Origin of the sequence: Schaalia georgiae DSM 6843 (genome assembly GCF_000429245.1) — a bacterium.
Lineage (GTDB): Bacteria > Actinomycetota > Actinomycetes > Actinomycetales > Actinomycetaceae > Pauljensenia > Pauljensenia georgiae.
The window spans coordinates 300,047-321,701 of the sequence record NZ_AUBM01000006.1; the positions used below are offsets into that span (position 1 = coordinate 300,047).

Here is a 21,655-nt window from a genome sequence, read left to right on the forward strand (position 1 = left end):
TGGGGCCTTTCGCGGTGGGGCGCTCGACGACGCCGTGTCTGGGTTATCGGGTCTGAGGACGTTCGCCCGGCCGGGCGCCTGGGCGCGCCTAGCAGGAGGCAGTGCCGGGTGCTCCGGGGACCGGGGCGCCCCTAGGGATCGGTTCGGGGTAGTCCCCCGTGAAGCAGCCCAGGCACAAGGAGGTGCCCTGGCCCGTGGAGGACACCATCCCCTCCAGGGACAAGTAGGCCAAGGAGTCCGCGCCGATGGACTCGCGCACCCGGTCGACGCCCATCGACGAGGCGATCAATTCCTCACGGGTCGGGAAATCGATGCCGAAGAAGCACGGCCACGCGACCGGGGGGCTGGAGATGCGCACGTGGACCTCGGCGGCCCCCGCCTCGCGGAGCATCGCCACCAGCGCGCGCTGCGTGTTGCCTCGCACGATGGAGTCGTCGATGACGACCAGGCGCCTGCCCTCGATGACCTCGCGCAGGGGGTTGAGTTTGAGGCGGATGCCGAGCTGGCGCAGGGACTGGGTGGGCTCGATGAAGGTCCTGCCCACGTAGGCGTTCTTCACGAGGCCCTGGGCGAAGGGGATGCCCGACTCCTGCGCGTAGCCGATGGCCGCGGGCGTGCCCGAGTCGGGCGTGGGCATCACCAGGTCCGCGTCGACGGGGTTCTCCCGGGCCAGGGCGGCCCCCATCTCGTGGCGCGCGGCCACGATCCGCCGGCCCCCGATCGTCGTGTCCGGGCGGGCCAGGTACACGTACTCGAAGACGCAGGTGCTGGCGCGGCTCACGGCGAAGCGCCATGAGTGGACGCCCGAGGCGCTGATCGAGACGAGCTCCCCTGGCTCGACCTCGCGCACGAGGGCAGCGCCGCACAGGTCGAGGGCGGCGGTCTCGGACGCCACAACCCACCCGGAGTCGAGGCGGCCCAGCACCAGGGGCCGGTAGCCGTGGGGGTCGCGCGCCGCGTACAGCGTGTCCTCGTCCATGAACACCAGTGAGAACGCGCCCTTGAGGCGTGGCAGGACTTTGAGGGCGGCGGGCACCAGGGGCACGCAGGCGTCCTCCTCGTCCACTGGCGGCGCGGGAGGAGCGGACTGCGCGGGGGCACCGCGGCCGGGCGCAGCGCGGCGGGCGCCCTCCGCGGCCCCCGCCCCGCCACCGGGGTCGAGGACGGAGGGGGTGGCGACGAACGGCCGGGGCCCGGGCATCCCCTCCGCCATGCCGAGCAGCGCGGTCACCAGCGACGTGTCCGTCGTGGCCCCGTGCTGGAAGTCCTCCCCCTCCCGCGCGATGGAGGCGGCGAGGGCGAGCAGTTCGTCCGTGTTCGTGAGGTTCCCGTTGTGGGCGAGGGCGACGGTGCCGTCGGGAGTGGGGCCGAGCGTGGGCTGGGCGTTCTCCCACACGTCCGCGCCCGTCGTCGCGTAGCGCACGTGCCCGACCGCGATGTGCCCCCTCAGGCCCTGCAGGGACTGCTCGGAGAACACCTGGTTCACCAGGCCCTGGTCCTTGTAGACGAGGATCTTCGACCCGTCGGAGGCGGCGATCCCCGCGGACTGCTGGCCGCGGTGCTGCAGCGCGTACAAGGAGAAGTACGTGAGACGGGAGACGTCCTCGCCCGGGGCCCACACCCCGAAAACGCCGCACTGGTCGTGGGGGCGGTCGTCCTCGAGGACCCCGCGGCCGGGAAGTGACTGGTCAATCTGCTGCGAGACTGGAAGCACACCCCAACTGTCGCACAGTTTCCCCGGTCACATGGTAACTGTCCGCGTGAGATTCACCCCTCCTCCGTGCGGGCGCGCCAGCGCGCGCCCGAAGCCGCGTGGCTGATGTCGGCGGCGGGCAGGGTGAGTGGCTGCGCCGGCGCGCGGCCAGGCGGCACCCCGGAGTGCGGGACAGCGGCGGCGCGCCAGCACCACCCCTGGACGGCGCCCCGCTGCCGAGGGCACTGACGAATCCGCGGCCCTGCGTCGGTGCGCCGCCTCCACCCGCCCGTCCCAGCGCGCTCGCCGGGGCCGGGGAGGCCGATAGTGCGACAATGGGACGGCTATCGACTTAAGCGGCCGTGCAAGGAGGAACCCCTGTGGCCGATCCGACGCTCAGCGCCATTATGTGGGCGTTCGCGCTGCTCGTCACGGCGATCGCGCTCGTGGCATTCGCGCGGGGCCTGGCGCACATGTGGCGCACCGTGGCCTCGGGCACGCCCGACCCCGGGCGCCTGCGCCCCGTCGGCCGGCGCCTCTGGAGCGTTGTCACCACCGCGCTGACCCACCGCGAGTTCAAGGGCCGTCCGTGGATCAAGGCCGCTCACTGGCTGGTCATGATGTCCTTCCCCCTGCTGTTCCTCACCCTGGTCTCCGGGTACGCGCAACTGCGCGACCAGACGTGGGCGCTGCCGCTCCTGGGGCATTTCATCCCCTGGGAATGGGTGACTGAGGCCTTCGCGTGGGCAGGGCTGGCCGGGATCGTCATCCTCATGGCCGTGCGCCGCGCCGCCGGCAGGGGCTCGCCCGCTGAGGCCGCCCTGTCCAACGACGACCCCGACCGGGCGGCCTCCGTCGCGGCAGAGGCGATGGGCGTTGAGGACCCCGCGGTGCCCTCGCGCCTCACAAGACCCCATCCGCGGGACTCCTCCCCCGGCGGACTGGCCTCGCGCTTCCTGGGATCCACGCACTGGCAGGCCCTCTTCGTCGAATGGGTCGTCCTCATCGTATGCGCGTGCGTCGTCGCCCTGCGCGCCCTCGAGTTCGCGCTCCTCGGCGCCTCACCCGGCCTGGAGGGCCACGCGAGCGCCCTCCACTTCCCACTCACCGCGTGGCTTGGCTCCCTCTTCGCATCGGCTGCCTCGTCCTCGGCCCCGGCGCTGGCGAACGCGGTCGTCGTCGTCTCAGCCGTCAAGGTCATCACGTCGATGATGTGGCTGATGGTCGTCGGAGTGCAAACCGGCATGGGCGTCGCCTGGCACCGCTTCGTCGCCGTCCTCAACCTGTACGCCCGCCGCAACCCCGACGGCACGAAGTCCCTGGGGCCCGCCGACCACATGCTCATTGACGGAGAGCCCGTCACCTCCCCCGACGACTTCGACGAGCTCCCCGAGGACGCCACCCTGGGCGTGGGCACGGTCGAGGACTTCTCGTGGAAAGCGCGCCTCGACCTTTACGCCTGCACCGAATGCGGGCGGTGCCAGGAGCTGTGCCCCGCGTGGAACACCCAGAAGCCCCTGTCCCCCAAGCTCCTCGTCATGGGCCTGCGCGACCACATGGAGTCCGCCTCCGCCAAGGAGATCATCACCCGCTCCGACGGCGACGCGGGACCCGATGGGGACAGCGGAACCGGGACCGGGCCGACCGGAACCGAGACGGCCGGAGAGGAGGACGCCGTTCTGCTCGACAAGGGCGTCGCCCCCTCCCCGCACTCCTTCGACCTGGTCACCGCCCTGACCGCGTCGGGCGCCACAGGCCCCGGCGGTGTCCTCGACGTGGCGGGCCCCCTGGTGCCCGGCGTCGTCTCCGAGGAGGTCCTGTGGGACTGCACGAACTGCGGCGCGTGCGTGGAGCAGTGCCCCGTTGACATCGAGCACATCGACCACATCCTGGACCTGCGCCGCCACCAGGTCCTCATGGAGTCCGCCTTCCCCCGCGAACTGGCGCGAGCCTTCCGGGGCATGGAGTCCAAGGCGAACCCCTACAACCAACCCGCCCGCAAGCGCATGGACTGGGCCAAGGGCCTCGATTTCGAGGTCCCCGTCGTGGGCGAGGACGTGGAGGACGCCTCGGGCGTCGACTACCTGTTCTGGGTGGGCTGCGCGGGCGCCTACGACGACAAGGCGAAGGCGACGACCGCCGCCATCGCGGAACTGCTCCACACCGCAGGCGTGTCCTTCGCGGTCCTGGGCTCGGGGGAGTCGTGCACGGGCGACCCCGCGCGGCGCGCCGGGAACGAGGTCCTCTTCCAGATGCTGGCCGCCCAGGCCATCGAAGCCCTCACCGAGGCCGCGCCGCAGAGGATCGTCGTCTCCTGCGCCCATTGCTTCAACACGATAGCCGGGGAGTACCCTCAGCTGGGCGGCCGCTTCGAGGTCATCCACCACACGCAGTTGCTCAACCGGCTCGTGCGCGAAGGGCTGCTCACACCCGTACCCGCCAGCGGGCCGACTGGCGCCCCCTCCGACGGCGCCGACGAGGCGGGGGCCGCGGGAACAGGGGCCACCGCCCGGAGCGCCCCCGACGGGGTGGGCGGCGGCCACGCCGCCGGGGCCGCGCCGGACAGTGGCGCCCCCCTGCGCGTCACCTACCACGACGCGTGCTTCCTGGGGCGCCACAACCGCGTCTACTCGCCGCCCCGCGAGCTTGTGGCGGCCCTGCCGGGCGTGGAACTGGTCGAGATGCCGCGCAACAGGGACCGTGCGATGTGCTGCGGAGCCGGGGGCGCGCACGCGTGGTTCGAGGAGACACGGGGCACCCGCATCGCCGACGCCCGGATCGCGGAGGCCGCGCAGACGGGCGCCGACGTAGTGGCGACGGCGTGCCCGTTCTGCTCGCAGATGCTGGGGTCGGCCTCCGGATCCAGCGCGGGACTCGTCCCGGGCGGGTCGACCGGGGAGGCGGCCTCGGGCACTGGACTGCCCCAGGTGCGCGACGTGGCCGTCATGCTGCTGGAGGCGGTGCGCCGGGGCCAGGACGGGCGGGCGCCGGAACGGGACTGAGCAGAGCAGGCGCGGGCGCTGGACCCGCCCGGCCCGGGAGCACACTCGGGGTCCTGGGCCGGATCCGCGCCGCACAGGGGCGGGTCAGTCGTCGACGCCGACGATGACGTTCGACGCCTGGATGACGGCGACCGCCCGCGAACCGGGCTTGAGGCCGAGCTCCTCGATGGCAGCGTTCGTGATCGACGAGGAGATAACCAGGCCGGGGGCCACCTCGATCTTCACGATCCCATTGACGGCGCCCTCGGTGACCTCGACAACGGTGCCGGGCAGTTGGTTGCGGGCTGAGAGTTTCACGTTTCCTCCTCGTGTTCGGCAAAGGAACACATAGAATGCCACGTCCGGGCACCCGGCGCACCCCGGGGCCGGGGAGGGGAACCGGCCCCTCAGTCCTGCGGCTCCTGGTCGTCAGCCACTTGGATCTCCTCCAGGCCCACCAAGAACCCGTCCTCATCGATGACGTTGCCGCCCGCCATCGTGGCGATGAGACCCGCGATGCTCTCGATGTCCGACGCCGAGCGGAGGCGCTCGCGGCGCGCCGAGCGCGACAAGGTGGCGTCGGGCGCGTCAAGCGACCCCCCGGGCAGCCATCGCACCTGGTACTCGATGATCGTCGAGGCGGTCCACGGCTCCCAGCGCAGGACGCGGGGCGGCGAGGGGACCGCGTGCACCTCGACCATCACTTCGGAACGCCCCCCGATAGGGCCCACGAGGGCATAGCCCTCGACAACCTTCTGGGATTCCCCGGTGGCTGCGAGCTCCTGGCGCTCCCGCTCGATCCGCTCCGCGATGTCCGCGCGCATGGGCCCGAGGTTCTCGCGGAGCTGGGCGATCCTCTGCTCCTCGGCGTGCTCCATCTGCGGGGAGGACCCGGCGGGCGAGAGGTCGCGGGCATCGGCCAGTCCCGTGAAGCCGCCCTTGTCGCGCAGGGCGCCGAGCAGATCCTCCGGGGGGATCCACCTGGGCGAGTAAACGGTGAGGTTGACCGCGGACTCCGCGTCGGGTTCCATCACGAAGCCCGACGGGGCGAGGCGCAGCGCGCCAGCCAGCCGCCGCGCCATCCGCGCGAGCGCCTGGAGGATCCGGTACTCGAGGCCGGTCGGCAAGCCGTCGGGGAATGCCTTGGCCCATTCCCCCATCGACTCCGAGACCTCCTCGGAACGGGTCTGGGGGCAATCCAGCACCCATGCCTGCGTGAGGACCTCAGGTGTCCCCAGGGCGCGCCGCGCTGCATCATCGACACTCCACGCGCCGCGCAGGGTCGCCGAGGAGGACAGGCGCAGCTCGCCGGGGCCCACCCAGCCCGCGTCGTCCCACATGGACACCGCCAGGGCCTCCAATTCGGCGGGATCGACCTCGTCGGACAGGACCAGCACGTGCTTATCGCGCACCCGTTCGACGTCGATGGCGCCGGCCGGGCCCTGCACGTCGAAGGACACGGCTATCGGCGAGGCGGAGCCGGAGCGGGTGATCACGCCGGAGGAATCGATCGTGAACGCCCCTTCCGTGGTGGTAAAAGCGGAGATGCCGAGCGCAGTCTTCGTCAGCGGGTTGTCCCCTGTTCCCGTGGGCATGGCATCCGCCAAGCTCGGTTGGGCATCCGCCAGCCGGTCTTTCACGGAGCGCCTTTCCGGCGACGCCTCACCCGAAGGATCCGGCCCCGCCTCTGCTCGCGCCACCATCCCCGGCAGGGCAATGCCTTGGATGACGCCCGTGGACCGGGGGCGCTGCGGTCCGGGCGCAGAAGCCCCCCCGGCGGGGGGAACAGGTTCTTGTCGGGGCACGGGCGCAGTCCCCGGCCCAAGGGTGCCCTGGCGGGCGGGGGCCTGGGAGGCGGGAACGGTGCGCTGCCCATGCTCCGACTCATGCTCGGACGGCGGGACGACGGGAACAGAACGCGGCTCCCGCTTCGGCCCGTGCTCGGAGGGCGGGACGACGGGAACGACACGCGGATCACGCCCCGGCGTCCGCGGCGCCGGGGAGGACGGAACAGCGCGCTGCCCGCGCTGGGGCGCTGGTGCGATGGGGACAACGCGCCGCTGGCGTTCGGACGGCGGATCAGCTGGAACAGCGCGCTTCCCACTCCCCGGCTCCACCACCCGCTCGGGCGCCCGCTCAGACGAGGGCGACGACTGCGGAGACCCGGAACGCCGAGAAGGGGAGGGCGAGCGCCTCGGCGGCCTGGGCGGTCTGACCGGTTCGCGCAGCGCCACAGGATCACCAGCCGGCGTGGGAGGTTCTGGCACTGTCCCCGGCTCCCCGGCGGAACGGGGTTCCATTGGCGTCGAAGGCTCCTCCTTCCGAGTGCTGGGAGGAGTGAACGCGTCCGGTCTGCGTTTCGGGCGGGGCGGCGGGGCCAGCGGCGTCATCTACCGGCCAATGCGCGTGGTCGTGAAACGCAGGTGGGTCCGCGACGGCGTGGGTCCGCGTTGCCCCTGGTAGTGGGAGCCCAGCCCCTCGCTGCCGTAGGGGGCCTCCGCCGGGGACGACAGGTCGAAGAAGCACAACTGCCCGATCTTCATGCCCGGGTACAGCAGGATCGGCATCGTCGCCGTATTCGAAAGCTCGAGGGTCACGTGCCCGGAGAACCCGGGGTCGATAAAGCCCGCAGTCGAGTGCGTGAGCAAGCCGAGGCGGCCCAGGGACGACTTGCCCTCCAGCCGCGCCGCGATATCAGCGCCCAGGCTCACCAGCTCGTACGTGGCCCCGAGGACGAACTCGCCCGGGTGCAGCACGAAGGGCTTCTCAGGATCGACTTCCACGAGGCGGGTGAGATCCGACTGGTCCGCGCGCGGGTCGATCACCGCGTACCTGTGGTTGTCGAAGAGGCGGAACAAGCGGTCCAGGCGCACATCGATGCTGGCCGGCTGGACCAGGCCGCGGTCAAGCGGATCCAGGTGGATCCGGCCGGAGTCGAGGCCCGCCTTGATATCGCGGTCACTGAGCAACATGCCACGATTGTCCCACATCAGGAACGATTGTGGTGGACCGGGTGCGGTCGTGGCGGACCGGCGGAGGGCGTCCCGAAGCAGCACGGGCGCCGCGAGCGCCTCACACCAGGGGACGCCCGAACGCGTCGAAAGCGTAGGAGCCCGAACGGGTGACGATCAGGATCAGCTCCACGATCGCCCAGAGCCACACGATGGGCGCCCCGAAGCCCAGGGTGCACACAGTGACCAGCAGCTGGGCGAGTCCACGGTTGGTATAGCCCAGGTAGAAGTTGTGGAGGCCGAAGAGCCCGGCGAACAACGCCAGGAGCACGACGATGAGCATCTGCCTGGGGGGCTGGGGCACCCCGCCCAGCCCCGACTCGAAACGGCCGTACCCGCCCGGCTCCCCGTACTGCGGGCCGCCGACGCCCGGCTCCCCGTACTGGGATTGGCTGTACCAATCGGGCACCCCGTACTGAGGACTGGCGTACCCGCTCGGCTCCCCGTACTGCGGGCCGCTCCCGGCGGAGTAGGACCTCGAGTCGTAGTCCTGGGCGCGGGGGCCGGCGCCCGCCTCGTCGCGCTCCGAAGAGGACGAATGCATGGAAGCGGAAGCGGCGCCCAGCGCGCGCGGGGCCGCGTCCGGGTCTTGAGGCCTGTCGAACGAACTCATGCTTCCTCCTCCTGGTGGAAACGATTGACGACGCCTCCAGCATACGCAACGTGCGGAGCAGGAACGATCCAGGTTTCCCCACAAAAGCCCTGATTACTCAGTAATATACTATGGGGGTCAAGCCAACGGCACGCCATTCGCGTCCGCGCGGTACATCCCGACACGCGCGCCCACCATGATGACCGAGATCAACGCCCAGACCACCAACGCCCCCAGAGCCGCGCAGCCCACATTGAACAGCCGGTACGATCCTTCCAGCGCCCGCACCTGGTCCGGAGTCGGGAGTTTGTCGTTGTAGGGGCCAAAACTGGGATCCGTGACGATCATGGCGACCATCACGATGGACGCAACGATCAGACCGATCCCCACGATGTTGAGCACCAGTTTGCCGAAGGCGGTCTTCTTGAAACCCATATAGAAGTCGCCCGCACCAACACCACTGAGGAACAGGTGCAGCAGCAGCGCGGCGGTGTAGGACTTCGCCGGCGCCGGAGCGCAGTACCCCTGTCCGGCGGCGGGGTATTGCGCATTCGGCTCAGCGTAGGGGCTCGTCGTCCCTCCCTGCGGGGAGGCATAGGGCTCCGCGTAGGGGTTCGCTGCCCCTCCCTGCGGGGGCGCACAGGGCTCAGCGGCCGACGGGGAGGGACCCCCGTTGGGCGCGTAGGGCCCCACCACCGGCGGATCCAAAGGGAAACCAGACTCTTGCGGGTCGGGGGTCGTCATCGTTCAGTCTCCTCGCACAGGGTATTTGCGGCGCCACGGGAACCCGCGGCTCCAGACAGTGTCCCGCCCACAATACGACTCCGCGTCCGGTCGGCGCACGGCGCGTCCACAACGCGGCGCCGCCTGCTCCTGCCCTCCGCGCGACGGTGACAGCGCCCGCCGATACGCTGGTGCGGATGATCCGCACCCCCGAACCCGCAGAAGCAGCCGCCCTGTTCTGCGCCCTCACCTCGTGGTACGACCACAACGGGCGCGACGTGCCGATGCGCGCCGACGGCGTCACCCCGTGGGGAACGCTCGTGTTCGAGGTCATGAGCCAGCAGACCCCACTGGTCCGCGTCACGCCGGTCTGGCTGAGATGGATGGCGCTGTGGCCCACCCCCGCGGACCTCGCCGGCGCCCCGACCGCCGACGTCCTAGTCGAATGGGCGACCCTGGGCTACCCCTCCCGGGCACTGCGCCTCCAGCAGTGCGCCACCCGAATACGGGACGCCCACGGCGGAGCGGTTCCCACTGATCACGCCCAGCTGCTCGAGCTCCCCGGCGTCGGCGGGTACACGGCGGCGGCGCTCGCCTCGTTCCAGTTCCACCAGAGGACCGCCGTGCTGGACGTCAACATCCGCCGCGTCGCCTCGCGCCTCTTCGACGGAATCGAACTGCCCGCCTCCTCGGCGCCGACGAGGGCCGAACGGGAACGCGCCAACGCGGTGCTGCCCGAGGACGGCCACGAATGCGCGGCGTGGAATCTGGCGCTCATGGAGTTCGGGGCACTCGTGTGCACGCAGCGCTCGCCCGACTGCCCCGCGTGCCCGGTCCGCGAGCAGTGCCAGTGGGCCGAGCGCGGCTACCCGCGCGCCGCCAAGCGCCCCAGGGCCCAGGCGTGGCGGGGAACGGACCGGCAAGCCCGGGGGCGAGTCCTAGCGGCGCTGCGCACGGCGCACTCCGCCGCGCCCCGGGGGCGCGCAGGAATATCCCACGCCGAAGCGCTCAGGGCGGCCACCTTGCCCGGCGCCGAGGAGGGCCAGGCCCAGCGCGTACTCGCCTCACTCATCGCCGACCAGCTGGTCGCCTACGACGAGGCGTCCTCGCGGATCACCCTCCCGTGACCCCCGTGATCCGGGTGCCCCGCCAGCAGCTCGGCATCCCCGTGCCCGAGGCGGTGGGCGATGGGGCCGGAGGCGGCTGGGTGCCCCGCCCCACAACACCTAGTACCGGATCGCGTCGATGGGCCTGATGCGCACCGCGGCGAAAGCGGGGATGATCCCGCACAGCGCGCCGATCCCCGTCGAGATAGCGAGGCCGTCGAAAGCGGCGCCCAGGGGGAACGCCGGCTTGTCCTGCAAGATGATGCCCATCGTCTCCAAGGGGAGGAAGCGCACCACCAGGATCGCGACCGCCACGCCGAGCACGCCCGCCAGGAACGTCGCGACCACGGACTCCATGAACACGGCGAAGAACACTCGGCCGGCCGACGCCCCCAGGGCGCGGCGGATGCCTATCTCGCGGACCCGCTGGCGCACCGTCACGATCGCGACGTTGAGTAGCCCCAGCGCCCCCAGGAAGACCACGATCCCCCCGATCACCATGATCACCGTGCGGATCTGCCCCAAACCGCCGGCGTCGGCGCTGTCCCGGTCCCCTCCGGAGACGGTCCCCTCCCAGCCCTTGCCGAGCACCGACGCGAGCGCACGCGGAACGATCTGGCGCGCCTCGTCGACCTGGTCGGAGCCCACCCACACCAGCATCTCCACCGAGGAGCGGTCCGGCTCCTGGGACCGTCCAGGCGAGGCCGAGGCGCGCACATTCGCCCACGCGGAGTAGGCGGCGTACATGACGGGCGGCTCGTAGGGGGTCTTGGCCGACACGACCCCGACGACGCGGAACTGGGCGTCGGAGTCGGAGGAGTGCAGGACGATGGGCCGCTCGTCGATGGGGGCGCGGCCCAGGGCGTCCCACATCGCCGCGTTGATGACGACGGGGGTCAGGCGCTGGTCGGCATCCGCGTCCTGGACCCACCTGCCCCGCAGGGGCTTGATCCGGTAGATGATGCCGTAGGCCGGGTCCACGGCCCGGACCAGCGGGTCCTGCCATCCGAGCTCCGGCTCGACCACGGGGTGCCCCCGGAACTCGCCGGTCTGACGGGACTGCCAGATCTCGTCGAGGGTGACGCCCCCGTTCTCCACCCGGGCCCAGTAGGGGATGGACAGGCGGTCGGCCACGGTCGCCATGGCGTCCCCCACCGGGTCCGGGACCGCTGTCGGGGACTGGCTGCCCTCCGCCGCCGGATCGGTGTCCGACGAGGACGGGGCCGGGGCGGGCGCCGCCGGTGAGTCCCCGGCGTCCGAACCCGACTTCGAGGCGGTGATGTGGAGGGTCGTGGCGCGCCCGTCCATGGCCTCGGTCATCTCCTTGCTCGACTGGACGATGAGGTCGCCCAGGGCGATGACCGTGGACATGGCGGCGACGGCGGCGACGACGCCCACCAGGGACAGGACGACGCGGGCACGCTGGACCTTGACCTCGCCCCACGCCTCCACAAGGGCGCCGAACAGTTGATGCAGTGCCCTCACTGTTCCTCCTCCGGCGCGCAGTTCCCATCGGCTCCGGCGCTCCGAGTCCCGGGAGCCTCCGTCCCGGCCCTCTCCACCCCGGGGGCTCCCGCTGCGGACGGGCACTCGTCCCGGGGCGGCGGCTCCTGCGGGGCGCCCCCCACGAAGTCGTCCGCGGCGCCCAGGCGGTGGAGGACCCCGTCGAAGAGTTCGAACACCCTGTGCGAGCGGGCGGCGATCGCCATGTCGTGGGTGATGGTGATGAGCGCCGAGTCATTCTCCTGAGCGACGCTCTCCAGCAGGTCCATGACCGCGCCCCCAGTGTGCGGGTCGAGCGCCCCGGTCGGCTCGTCGGCCAGGATCGTCTTCGGTTTGCGCACCAGGGCGCGGGCTATCGCGATGCGCTGCTGCTCGCCGCCCGACATCTGGGAAGGGTAGGAGTCGGCCCGGTCCCCCAAGCCGACGCGCTCGAGCATCTCGGTCGCCAGGCGGCGCCTGCGCCAGAAAGAGGGGCCGGCCCCGTAGAGCAGGGGGACCTCGACGTTCTCCACCGCCGTGCGCGCCGCGAATATGTTGAACTGCTGGAACACGAAGCCGAAGGAGGCCCCACGCAGACGGGCCCGGCGCCCCTCGCGCAGGTCCACGACGTCCACCCCGTCGACGCGGTAGGTCCCGGAAGTCGGCCGGTCCAACATCCCCACAATATTGAGCAGAGTCGATTTGCCCGTGCCCGAGCGCCCCACGATGGCGACGCGCTCGCCCGCCTCGACGTCCAGCGTCACGCCGCGCAGGATGCGCAAGTCCTCCCCGTCGGGCAGGGACACGGTGCGGGTCACGTCCCGCAGCTCGACGAGCGCCATATCAGTCCCTGCCCTCGGAGTCTCCCGCTCCCTGGCCGCCGGTGAAGCCGTTGCCGTAGTCGCCGCCCGGGCCCGGTTCCCAGCCGCCCCGCTCCGCGTCCTCCTTGCGGGCACTGGGTGTGAACTCGAGGATCTCCTCGCCCTCGCTGAGCCCCGACTTCACCTCGATGACGCGCCCGTCGGTGAGGCCGAGCTCGACCTGGACCTTGGTCTGGGTGCCGTCGTCGGAGGGCAGGTACACCGTTCCCTGCTGGTAACGGCCCTCGACGGCCGACACGGGGACCACGAGGACATCGGTGGCCTCGCCGGCCGTCACGTCCATCGTCACCTTCAGACCGGCGAACACCTTCTGGTCGGAGGGGATCGCGCACTTCGCCCTCACACCGCCCGGCGTGGCCGACGAAGAGGGGTTCTGCTCCTTCTGGGGGCCCTGGGGCGACTGGGGCGCGCCGATCGCCAAGCCCGAGCACTCGAAGGGAGCAGGCCCGTTCTTCACAGCGATGGTGGCCGTGGAAGGGGGATCCTGGAGGCGGTAGAGCTGCTCGGCGTCCAGGGACGCCACCGCGGAGAAAGTGCCGGGGGCTACCGTGCCCACGGTGTCGCCGACAGCGAAGGACTGGCCCACCAGCGCGCTCATGCGCAGCGTGCCGGAAATGGGCGCCCGGACGATCACCGACTTGAATGACGGCCTGCCCGGCTGGGTCGTCGTGTTCCCCTCCGGACCCGTCGTTTGCGTGTCCTCGCCGGGCACCTCCTTGCGGACTTCCAGGAGCGGATCGCCCTCATCCACTGCGGCACCGTCGTCGGCGAGGACCCTGGAGACCTGCCCGTCCAGCGTGGCGCGCACCTGGGTGGCCTCATCGGCCTCGATAGTGCCCGTGAGCGTCACCGTGTTCTTCACGGACCCCCTGGTCACGATCGTTGTGATCTGCCCGTAGGCGCCCGAGGGGTCCAACGACTGGGCCTCCTCCGCCGACGAGCCGGGGAAGAACGCGAACTTCACCAGCGCGACCGCGATCGCGGCCCATATGAGCACCTTCACGACATCCAGCACCCTCGTGGCGCGGCTCCTAGCAGCCACAATGCCTCCCGCACGGATCGTTGCCTCGAACAGTACCGACAGTCTAGGGCCAAGGCCGCGTTCTGCGGTACCCGCTGTCCACCAATGCAGTGGGCGCACCAATGGAGCCGCTGAGCGGACCGACGCACCCGGGTGGGTGGGCGGTGGACTCATCCCCGCGTGTGCGGGGAAAACATTTGAGCCGACGCACCCGGGTGGGTGGGCGGTGGTGTTGGCGGGCTCGCCGAGCGCCGGGGAGGGGAAGCGCGCCGGGGATCGTCAGCTCCGACGAGAACGCCTGGGACTCGCCAGGGGAAGCGCGGGGAGCCCGGGAAGCACAGGAAGCGCGTCGGGCGCGGCTGCACCTGGCCCACGGGCGCCCGAGCCCAGGCGTCGCGCACGGTGGGCCCCGTTTTCACAGCGATACCGACACGACGGGCCCCGTTTTCACAGCGATACCTCCGCTTTCACAGCGATACCACACTTTGCAAGCGTTATAACACTTGCAAAGTGACGGTATCCCTTTGAAAACTCCGCTTCGCTTGCAAAACAGCCCCGAGCACGCGCTCTGACCACCCCGCTTCGCAATACAGAGCTCCGATAATAAAGGCCCCGACCATTTGGGCATGGAACAGAGGCCTGGCCGGGGCTCGATTGGTTCAGTTCTACATGCCACACATCCAACTTCGATAGAGCATGTGGCACAAAGCATACGGACGGCGCGGGACACGCGGACGCACCTTGAGCCCCCGGCCACCTGAGCGCATAGTGGAAACAGCACCAACCCTCCGCCTTGCCCATTCGAGTGCCTCCCAGTCGGACCTGAGCGCATAGTGGAAGCACCACACCCCTCCGCAAACCCGGGACTATCCACCAGGCCCAGCCCCGGCCCCCAACTCGTACACGAGGAGCACCATGATCCGCCGCGCCACCCCAGCTGATGCGAACGCCCTGTCGGCCCTGGCCTCGCGGGCGTTCAGCGAAACCTTCGGCCACCTCTACAGGAACGACGACTTGAACGCCTTCCTGCGCGAGGCTTACGCGCCGGACGTGCTCCGAACGGAGCTGGCCGACCCCGACCGGGCGACGTGGCTGCTCTTCCCCGACTCCGCGCCCGGCGGCCTCGATGCCCCCGCGGGCCCGGATGACTCCAGCTCCCCGGAGGGGGCGGCGCCGGCGCCGGTGGGGTACGCGAGCGCACGCCCAGCGGCCCTGCCGCACGACGCCGTCCGCCCCGACGACGGCGAGGTCCAGCGGCTCTACGTGCTGTCCGAGTACCAGGGCAACGGGAGGGGGAGCGCCCTGCTGGCCACCGCACTGCGCTGGCTGGAGCGCGAGGGCCCTCGTCCGGTGTGGCTGGGCGTGTGGAGCGGGAACCCCGGCGCCCAGCGCCTCTACGAGCGCCACGAGTTCTCCCGCGTCGGCGAGTACGCGTTCATGGTCGGCTCCCACGCGGACCACGAGCTCATCTACCGCAGGCCCCCTCTGTGAGCGGAGGGGCGTCGCGCAGATCACTTGACGCTCCCATCGGGGCCACACAACAATGAAAGAACCGCTTCGGGTCGCGCCCACCGCGTGGATCGGGACCGGGCACCAGTCGCCGTCACCAAGGAGGGGCCATGCCGGACAGCGCCGCGGACCACGGCGATCCCGACTCCCTGTTCGCCAGCGGCCAGGAGGAACTCGACCAGGGGCGCCTGGCGGAAGCCGAGGCACTGCTGCGCCAGAGCCTCGCCCTTTACGAGGCCCGCGAGGAAACGGAATTGGAGCAGGCCCGGTGCCTGTACTCGATGGCCACCGCCATCTACTACCTGGGGAGGCTGGGCGAGGCCGAGTTCCACTACCACCGCGCGCTCGGCCTCTACGCGTCCTTCGAGGGGGCCGAGGGCCTCCAGGCCGACTGCCTCAAACGCATCGGAGCGATCGCCCAGTCCTTGGGGAACCACTCGCAGGCGGAGGAGCTGTACCAGCAGGCGCTCGCGTACTACCGCCAATACCGGGGAACCGAGTACATCCAGGCGACGTGCCTGTACCGCAGGGCCTGCGCGCTCGCACGGATCGGGCGCCCCGCCGAGGCGGAGGGCCTGCACCGCGAGGCGCTGGCCCTCTACACCCGCTTCGAGGGCACGGAGCACGCCCAGGCGGAGTGCCTCAACGACCTGGCGAACACGATCGCGTCCGTGGGCCGCCTCGACGAGGCGGAGGACATGTACCGCCAGGCACTGCGGCTGTACGCGAACCTGGACGACGCCGCCCAGCGCGACAAGGCCGACTGCCTCTACAACCTCGCGCACCTGGTCGCAGCGAAGGGCCACTGCGCCGAGGCCGCGGCCTTCTACCGGGAGGCGCTCACCCTGTACGAGGGGGTCGGTGGTACCGAGCAGGACCGCGCCGACTGCCTGCGGGGCCTGGGGGACGCGCACCGGAACCTGGACCGCTCCAAGGCCGAGGACTTCTACCGCCGGGCCCTGCCCCTCTACCGGGGCATCGAGGGAACGGCGCGCAACCAGGCCCGCTGCCTCAACAACCTCGCCCTGGTGCTGGTCGACGGCGGTCGGGCGGCCGAGGCGGTGGACCTGTACCGGCAGGCGCTCCCGCTCTACACGCTGCCCGACCAGCTGGGCCTGCCCGACGCCGAGCTGAGGAGGGCCTACTGCCTGTACAACCTGGCGCTGGCCACTAAGGAGCTCGGCAGGCTGTCTGAGGCGGAGGAGTTCTTCCGCCAGGTGCTCGACCTCTACGGGGGCCTCGGGGTGTACGACCGCGACCGAGCCGAGTGCCTTTTCGATCTGGCGGACACGCTGCGCGCGATGAATCGCTTCGTCGAGGCGGAGGGCTGCTTCCGTCAGGCGCTTGACATGTTCGAGGGAATTGAGGGCGCCGAACGGGAGCGGGCGAACTGCCTGAGCTCCCTGGGGCTCACCTTCACGAACCTGGGTCGTCCGTCGCGCGCGGAGGCCATGTTCCACAAGGCGCTCGGCCTGTACTCGGCCATCGGCAGCGCCGAAAGGGACAGCGCGAGTTGCTGCTTCGGCCTGGGGCTCGCACTGCGCGCTATGGGGCGCCTGGCGGAGTCCGAGCGGAGCTACCGCCGCGCGATCGGCCTGTTCTCCGCGGTCCCGGGCACCGAGGAGGTCCGCGCCAGTTGTATGGGGCACTTGGCCGGAGTCGTGGAGGCGCAGGGCCGCGCGGCCGAGGCCGAGGAACTGCGCCGTCAGGCCAAGAGTATGTGAGGCCGATTGCCGGGTGTCCGCGGCGCGGCCCTTGGGCGGCACCCGGATGCGCTCAGCGACGGCGCCCGCGTGCACGAAGAACCCCGGCACTGCGCTGTCGCGGTACCGGGGCTTGGCTGGAGCGGGCGACGGGAATCGAACCCGCCTCTGAAGCTTGGGAAGCTTCCATTCTACCGATGAACTACGCCCGCAGGCGTCCCCCCCTTGTGAGGAAGACTCAATGATCATAGCGGGAACTGGGGCCCGCGTCCACCCCTGCCCGAATTGTTCCCCCGCGCACCCGGGAGCCGGCCGGGCGAGAGCTGGGTGACCCGTGCCGACGGGTCCTCCCCCGCGCCCGGGATCCGGAGGGAGCCGCGGGGCACGTATCCTGGGGCGATGACTCCGCGCCCAGTCGTTGCCGCCGCCATCGTCGACTCCCTTCACGCCCCCACCAGGCTCCTGTGCGCCACGCGCGCCTATCCGCCGCAGCTGCGCGGTCGCTACGAGCTCCCCGGCGGGAAGCTCGAGCCCGACGAAGCCCCCTTGGAGGGCCTGGCCCGCGAGATCCGCGAGGAGCTGTCCACTGAGATCAGGGTCGGGGAGCAGGTGCGGGCCCCCTCGTCCGGGGACGGGGATGCCTCCCCTGGGCCGTCGTGGTGGCCGATCCTGGAGGGCAGGGTGATGGGCGTGTGGTTGGCGGAGGTGGCGCCCGGCTCGCCCGCCCCCACGGCCAGCGGGTCCCACTGCTCCCTGGAGTGGGTGCGGCTGGACCAGGTCGAGGCCCTGGATTGGATCGGCCACGACTTGGACGTAGTGCGGGCCGTGGTGGAGGTGTGTCTTCACGAGGCGGGCGTCGCAACGCCGGGCCGGGGAAAGAGAGCAGGGGCGCCAGCGCACGAGGCGGGCGGCGCACCACCTTTGGCGACAGACGGACCCGGTCTGTCAGAATAACGGCATGCCAAAGATCATCGGTACCACCTTGGCCGACCACCGGGAGCTCACCCGGAGTCGGCTCTTCAACGCCCTCGGCGCACTGCTGGCCGAGGAGCCCTTCGATGCGATCACCATGTCCCGGATCGCCCAGAAGGCGGGAGTGGGCCGCACGGCGGTGTACAACCATTTCGCCGACAAGGAGGTGCTGCTGCTGGCCTACATGCGCCAGGTGACCACTGAGTTCACGCAGGTCCTCCGCCGCCGCCTCGACGAGGAGCCCGATCCGATCCGGCGCCTGAGCGTCTACCTGCGGGCCCACATGGAGATGACGGACCGCTACCACCTGATGAGCGGAGTGGCTCTGCGCAAGCACATGTCGCAGGAGAACTCCTCGCACCTGCGCGACCACGCGGGCGTCGTGGGCGGGGTGCTGCTGTCGATCCTGGACGACGCCGTGGCCGAGGGGGCGATCCCCGCGCAGAACACCCTGGGCCTGGTCCACCTCATCCACTCCGCGATAGCGGGCCAGCGCCTGCCCCGGGACCCGCAGGAGCGGGGGGCGGCGCTGCGCATGACGGAGGCTTTCGTCCTGCGGGCCGTCGGCGTACCCGAGCAGAAAGTGGCAGAGGTAACACGCCAGGGAGCAGGGGCCCCGGAATAGTCTCGCGCAGCGCCTCGTTGAACACCACAACAGCGACAGAGACAAGGAGAAGCATGGCAACCGTCGCCCTCACCCAGGACAACTTCGAGAAGACCATCGCCGGATCGGGCATCGTGCTCGTGGACTTCTGGGCGCCGTGGTGCGGCCCCTGCCGCCAGTTCGGGCCCGTTTTCGAGGCGGCCTCCGAGGCGCACCCGGATGTGGTGTTCGGCAAGATCGACACGGACCAGGAGAAGCAACTGGGCATGGCCGCGCAGATCGAGTCCATCCCCACGCTGATGGCCTTCCGCGACGGAGTCGCAGTGTTCCGCCACTCCGGGCCCCTCCCGCAGTCGGCACTGAACGACCTCATCGGCCAGATCGAGGCCCTCGACATGGACGACGTGCGCGCGAAGATCGCCGCGGCGGCCGAACAGGAGGCGTGACGCCCCGGCGGCAGTCAGCCGGACGGCGCTCCGCGCCGCGAGCGGCTGAACAACGAGGGCCCCGGGAACCCCGGGGCCCTCGGCGCGTCCGCGCCCGGTCAGCGGGCGAGCAGCTCGGCGGCGACCAGCTCGGCGACCTGCACGGCGTTGAGGGCCGCGCCCTTGCGCAGGTTGTCGCCGGAGACGACGAGCACGAGCCCCCGTTCCCCCACCGCCTGGTCCTGGCGCACGCGCCCGACCAGCACCTCGTCGCGGCCCGCGGCCTCCAGCGGGGTCGGCACATCCACGACGCGCACGCCGGGCGCCCCGGCCAGCGCATCGAGGGCGCGGCCCGGCGTGATCGGACCGGAGAACTCGGCGTGGATCGTCAGGGTGTGGCCGGTGAACACGGGGACGCGCACGCACGTGCCGGACACCGCCAGGTCGGGGATGTGCAGGATGCGGCGCGACTCGTTGCGCAGTTTCTGCTCCTCATCGGTCTCCCCGCTGCCGTCGTCCACGATCGACCCGGCCAGGGGCACCACGTCGAAGGCGATGGGCGCGGCGTACACGACCGGGGCGGGCAGGGTGACGGCGCGGCCGTCGAGCGCCAGGCCGGCCAGGTCCTGGCTGGCCCCGGCCTCGATCTGGCCGGTCAGCTCGGCGACGCCAGCGCGCCCCGAGCCGGAGACAGCCTGGTAGGACGACACGAAGAGGCGCTTCAGCCCTCCCGCCGCGTCCACGAGGGGCCCCAGGACGGGCATGGCCGCCATGGTCGTGCAGTTGGGGTTGGCGATGATGCCCTTGGGGCGGTCCGCGGTGTCCGCGGGGTTGACCTCGGAGACCACCAGCGGCACGTCGGGGTCCTTGCGCCACGCTGAGGAGTTATCGACGACGACCGCGCCTGCGGCCGCGAACTTCGGCGCGTACTCGCGCGAGGCCGTGGCACCCGCGGAGAACACGGCGATGTCGATGCCCGAGTAGTCGGCCGCGGCAACGTCCTCTACGACGATGTCCCCGCCCTTCCACGCCAGGGTCGTTCCGGCGCTGCGCGCGGAGGAGAAGAAACGCATCGTCCCCACCGGGAAGTCCCGCTCCTCCAACAGGGTGCGCATGACGCGCCCCACCTGCCCCGTTGCTCCGACGACGGCGACGTTGAGTCCGCTCATGGTGTTCTCCTTGTTGTTGTGCGCGCCCGTACGACGGGGCGGGCGCGGGGTGGGATCTGTGGCGACGAGGCCCGTCCGGCCCGGGGCGCCCGGCCGGGCGCGGACCGCCGAACTCAATGCCGTCCGCCGAACCGGGGCGCCCGGCCGCGCGTGGACGCGCGAGCGCCCCGGGCCTCGGCGGCGTTCAGCGGCCGGTGCCGCCGTAGACGACCGCCTCAGTCTCCGAGGCGTCGAGGCCGAAGGCGGTGTGCACCGCCTGGACCGCGCGGTCCAGGTCCTCCAGGCGAGTGACGACGGAGAGGCGGATCTCGGAGGTGGAGATCAAGTCGATATTGATGCCCGCGTCGGAGAGCGCGGAGAACAGGCGGGCCGACACGCCCGGGTTGGTGCGCATGCCGACGCCGATCAGCGACAGTTTGCCGATGTCCGGGTTGTAGCGCAGCTCGTCGTAGCCGATCTCGGCGCGCGCCTCCCCCAGGGCGTCGAGGGCGGCGCGGGCGTGGTCCTCGGGCAGGGTGAACGTGATGTTCGCCTTCGTGGGGTCCGAGACGGGGATGTTCTGGACGATCATGTCGATGTTCGCGCCGACCTCGGCGACCACCGCGAAGACGCGGGCGGCCACACCGGGGTTGTTGGGCACGTTCGTGACCGTGATCTTGTCCTGGGAGCGGTCGTGCGCGATCCCGGAGATTATGGGTTTTTCCATGGTGGGCTCCTCGGGGTGTGCCAGTGCGGCGTCGGGCACGAGGCCCTTGAGGTCGGGGTGGGCGGGGGCGTCGGAGATCCACGTGCCGTTCTTCTCGGAGAACGAGGAGCGCACGTGCAGGGGGACGCCGTATCGGCGGGCGAACTCGACGGCCCTCAGGTGGAGGATCTTCGCGCCGTGCGCTGCCATCTCCAGCGTCTCCTCCTGGGTGAGGGTGCGCAAGCGGTGGGCCTTGGGAACGATGCGCGGGTCGGCGGAGAACAAGCCGTCGACGTCGGTGTAGATCTCGCACACATCGGCGCCCAGGGCGGCGGCCAGGGCGACGGCGGTCGTGTCCGAGCCCCCGCGCCCCAGGGTGGTGACGTCCTCGTCCTTGGAGACCCCCTGGAACCCGGCGACGATGGCGACCTGGCCGTCCCTGACCGCGCGGGCGACGCGCTCGGGGACCATGCCGATGATCTGAGCGGCACCGAAGTGCGAGTCCGTGCGGATGCCCGCCTGGGCGCCCGTGTAAGCGCGGGCCTCGACACCGAGCTCTCCGACGGCCATGGCCAGGAGGGCCATGGAGATCCGCTCCCCCGCGGACAGCAGGATGTCCATCTCGCGCTCGGGGGGCTCGGAGCTGAGCTCTGCGGCGGCGTCGAGCAGGTCGTCGGTCGTGTCGCCCATGGCGGAGACGACCACCACCACCTGGTGGCCGGCGTTGTGCGTGTCGGCGATGCGGCGGGCCACCCGTTCCATGGCCGCGGTGTCGGCCACGGAGGACCCGCCGTACTTCTGCACGATCAGTGCCACGTGTTACTCATTTCTGCAGGCGTCACGGGGCGGCGCGACGGGCGCGGCCCGCGGGCGGCCCTGAGCCGCCGCCCACAATCCTATGACTCCCGGGGCCGCTTCCCCGATTCGACCGTTATGTGGGAAGCGCCGGGCCCCTGCGCCGGGCTGCGGCCCGGGGCCGGTGCCGGGCGCGAGGGCCGTCAGCGAGCCGGGCGGAACGACGGGGCGGGGGGCGCCGCCGGGCGGAACGACGGGGCGGGACCACCAGTCAGCGGCCCGGGAGGCGGCACCGGAGTGTAC

Annotated in this window: 18 protein-coding genes and 1 tRNA gene; 7 read left to right on the forward strand and 12 right to left on the reverse strand. The window is 71.1% G+C overall.

The features are described from left to right. Window positions 1-88: 88 nt before the first annotated feature. Window positions 89-1,714, reverse strand: coding sequence for an amidophosphoribosyltransferase (gene purF / locus G447_RS0101340; protein WP_026429750.1), 1,626 nt, complete (start codon window positions 1,712-1,714; stop codon window positions 89-91). Window positions 1,715-2,073: 359 nt separating this feature from the next. Between purF and G447_RS0101345 the strand changes: the two genes are divergently transcribed. Beyond that, a complete protein-coding gene (locus G447_RS0101345; RefSeq protein WP_026429751.1) occupies window positions 2,074-4,695 on the forward strand; it encodes a (Fe-S)-binding protein in 2,622 nt (873 codons plus the stop codon). An 84-nt stretch (window positions 4,696-4,779) separates the two neighbouring features. Here the strand turns inward: G447_RS0101345 and G447_RS0101350 are convergent, their stop codons facing one another. The 5 genes from G447_RS0101350 to G447_RS0101370 all read right to left on the reverse strand — a co-directional run bounded on the left by G447_RS0101350 (window position 4,780) and on the right by G447_RS0101370 (window position 9,021). Beyond that, the gene (locus G447_RS0101350) at window positions 4,780-4,992 is read right to left on the reverse strand and encodes a TOBE domain-containing protein (RefSeq protein ID WP_026429752.1); all 213 of its coding nucleotides are present in this window, start codon (window positions 4,990-4,992) and stop codon (window positions 4,780-4,782) included. Window positions 4,993-5,081: 89 nt separating this feature from the next. Then, window positions 5,082-6,269: a hypothetical protein gene (locus tag G447_RS0101355; protein ID WP_034475904.1), complete on the reverse strand. Its 1,188-nt coding sequence runs from the start codon at window positions 6,267-6,269 to the stop codon at window positions 5,082-5,084. A gap of 795 nt (window positions 6,270-7,064) precedes the next feature. Beyond that, complete coding sequence (gene dcd, locus G447_RS0101360; protein WP_026429754.1) at window positions 7,065-7,646, reverse strand: dCTP deaminase; 582 nt, start codon at window positions 7,644-7,646, stop codon at window positions 7,065-7,067. A gap of 100 nt (window positions 7,647-7,746) precedes the next feature. Beyond that, window positions 7,747-8,298, reverse strand: coding sequence for a TM2 domain-containing protein (locus tag G447_RS0101365; RefSeq protein ID WP_026429755.1), 552 nt, complete (start codon window positions 8,296-8,298; stop codon window positions 7,747-7,749). 117 nt (window positions 8,299-8,415) lie between these two features. Beyond that, window positions 8,416-9,021: a TM2 domain-containing protein gene (locus tag G447_RS0101370; protein WP_026429756.1), complete on the reverse strand. Its 606-nt coding sequence runs from the start codon at window positions 9,019-9,021 to the stop codon at window positions 8,416-8,418. 176 nt (window positions 9,022-9,197) lie between these two features. Between G447_RS0101370 and G447_RS0101375 the strand changes: the two genes are divergently transcribed. After that, window positions 9,198-10,127 carry an HhH-GPD family protein gene (locus G447_RS0101375; protein ID WP_081697821.1) on the forward strand — a complete coding sequence of 310 codons (930 nt, stop codon included), beginning with the start codon at window positions 9,198-9,200 and terminating at the stop codon, window positions 10,125-10,127. 99 nt (window positions 10,128-10,226) lie between these two features. On the opposite strand, the gene G447_RS0101380 is transcribed toward G447_RS0101375, so the two are convergent. Genes G447_RS0101380 through G447_RS0101390 form a run of 3 tightly spaced genes read right to left on the reverse strand, consistent with a single transcriptional unit; the run spans window position 10,227 to window position 13,511 of the window. Beyond that, complete coding sequence (locus G447_RS0101380; RefSeq protein ID WP_026429758.1) at window positions 10,227-11,591, reverse strand: ABC transporter permease; 1,365 nt, start codon at window positions 11,589-11,591, stop codon at window positions 10,227-10,229. Then, window positions 11,588-12,430: an ABC transporter ATP-binding protein gene (locus G447_RS0101385; RefSeq protein WP_026429759.1), complete on the reverse strand. Its 843-nt coding sequence runs from the start codon at window positions 12,428-12,430 to the stop codon at window positions 11,588-11,590. Before G447_RS0101385 ends, G447_RS0101380 begins: the two co-directional genes overlap by 4 nt. 1 nt (window position 12,431) lies before the next feature. Further along, window positions 12,432-13,511, reverse strand: coding sequence for an efflux RND transporter periplasmic adaptor subunit (locus G447_RS0101390; protein WP_026429760.1), 1,080 nt, complete (start codon window positions 13,509-13,511; stop codon window positions 12,432-12,434). 894 nt (window positions 13,512-14,405) lie between these two features. Between G447_RS0101390 and G447_RS0101395 the strand changes: the two genes are divergently transcribed. Both G447_RS0101395 and G447_RS0101400 read left to right on the forward strand, forming a co-directional pair. Continuing rightward, window positions 14,406-14,981: a GNAT family N-acetyltransferase gene (locus tag G447_RS0101395; RefSeq protein WP_026429761.1), complete on the forward strand. Its 576-nt coding sequence runs from the start codon at window positions 14,406-14,408 to the stop codon at window positions 14,979-14,981. 128 nt (window positions 14,982-15,109) lie between these two features. After that, on the forward strand, window positions 15,110-16,723 hold the full coding sequence (locus G447_RS0101400; protein WP_026429762.1) for a tetratricopeptide repeat protein: 1,614 nt from the start codon (window positions 15,110-15,112) through the stop codon (window positions 16,721-16,723). Between the two features lie 117 nt (window positions 16,724-16,840). Here G447_RS0101400 and G447_RS0101405 read toward each other — a convergent pair. Continuing rightward, window positions 16,841-16,914: transfer RNA gene (locus tag G447_RS0101405), tRNA-Gly, on the reverse strand. A 187-nt stretch (window positions 16,915-17,101) separates the two neighbouring features. Here G447_RS0101405 and G447_RS10810 point away from each other — a divergent pair. The 3 genes from G447_RS10810 to trxA are packed head-to-tail and all read left to right on the forward strand — an operon-like array spanning window position 17,102 to window position 18,724. After that, window positions 17,102-17,656: an NUDIX domain-containing protein gene (locus tag G447_RS10810; protein WP_081697823.1), complete on the forward strand. Its 555-nt coding sequence runs from the start codon at window positions 17,102-17,104 to the stop codon at window positions 17,654-17,656. A gap of 4 nt (window positions 17,657-17,660) precedes the next feature. Beyond that, complete coding sequence (locus G447_RS0101415; RefSeq protein WP_026429763.1) at window positions 17,661-18,299, forward strand: TetR/AcrR family transcriptional regulator; 639 nt, start codon at window positions 17,661-17,663, stop codon at window positions 18,297-18,299. Between the two features lie 17 nt (window positions 18,300-18,316). Beyond that, entirely contained in the window at window positions 18,317-18,724 is a 408-nt protein-coding gene (gene trxA, locus G447_RS0101420) for a thioredoxin (RefSeq protein ID WP_341532726.1), read from the forward strand. A gap of 98 nt (window positions 18,725-18,822) precedes the next feature. On the opposite strand, the gene G447_RS0101425 is transcribed toward trxA, so the two are convergent. Both G447_RS0101425 and G447_RS0101430 read right to left on the reverse strand, forming a co-directional pair. Beyond that, complete coding sequence (locus G447_RS0101425; RefSeq protein ID WP_026429765.1) at window positions 18,823-19,872, reverse strand: aspartate-semialdehyde dehydrogenase; 1,050 nt, start codon at window positions 19,870-19,872, stop codon at window positions 18,823-18,825. Between the two features lie 184 nt (window positions 19,873-20,056). Next, window positions 20,057-21,373: an aspartate kinase gene (locus G447_RS0101430; protein ID WP_026429766.1), complete on the reverse strand. Its 1,317-nt coding sequence runs from the start codon at window positions 21,371-21,373 to the stop codon at window positions 20,057-20,059. Between the last annotated feature and the right edge of the window lie 282 nt (window positions 21,374-21,655).

Excerpts from the sequence above, each read along its gene's own strand:
- G447_RS0101395 (WP_026429761.1), top strand. The coding sequence starts at position 14,406 with ATGATCCGCCGCGCCACCCCAGCTGATGCGAACGCCCTGTCGGCCCTG.
- G447_RS0101400 (WP_026429762.1), top strand. The coding sequence starts at position 15,110 with ATGCCGGACAGCGCCGCGGACCACGGCGATCCCGACTCCCTGTTCGCC.
- dcd (WP_026429754.1), bottom strand. The coding sequence starts at position 7,646 with ATGTTGCTCAGTGACCGCGATATCAAGGCGGGCCTCGACTCCGGCCGG.
- G447_RS0101370 (WP_026429756.1), bottom strand. The coding sequence starts at position 9,021 with ATGACGACCCCCGACCCGCAAGAGTCTGGTTTCCCTTTGGATCCGCCG.
- G447_RS0101415 (WP_026429763.1), top strand. The coding sequence starts at position 17,661 with ATGCCAAAGATCATCGGTACCACCTTGGCCGACCACCGGGAGCTCACC.
- G447_RS0101425 (WP_026429765.1), bottom strand. The coding sequence starts at position 19,872 with ATGAGCGGACTCAACGTCGCCGTCGTCGGAGCAACGGGGCAGGTGGGG.
- G447_RS10810 (WP_081697823.1), top strand. The coding sequence starts at position 17,102 with ATGACTCCGCGCCCAGTCGTTGCCGCCGCCATCGTCGACTCCCTTCAC.
- G447_RS0101355 (WP_034475904.1), bottom strand. The coding sequence starts at position 6,269 with ATGCCCACGGGAACAGGGGACAACCCGCTGACGAAGACTGCGCTCGGC.
- G447_RS0101375 (WP_081697821.1), top strand. The coding sequence starts at position 9,198 with ATGATCCGCACCCCCGAACCCGCAGAAGCAGCCGCCCTGTTCTGCGCC.
- G447_RS0101385 (WP_026429759.1), bottom strand. The coding sequence starts at position 12,430 with ATGGCGCTCGTCGAGCTGCGGGACGTGACCCGCACCGTGTCCCTGCCC.
- G447_RS0101365 (WP_026429755.1), bottom strand. The coding sequence starts at position 8,298 with ATGAGTTCGTTCGACAGGCCTCAAGACCCGGACGCGGCCCCGCGCGCG.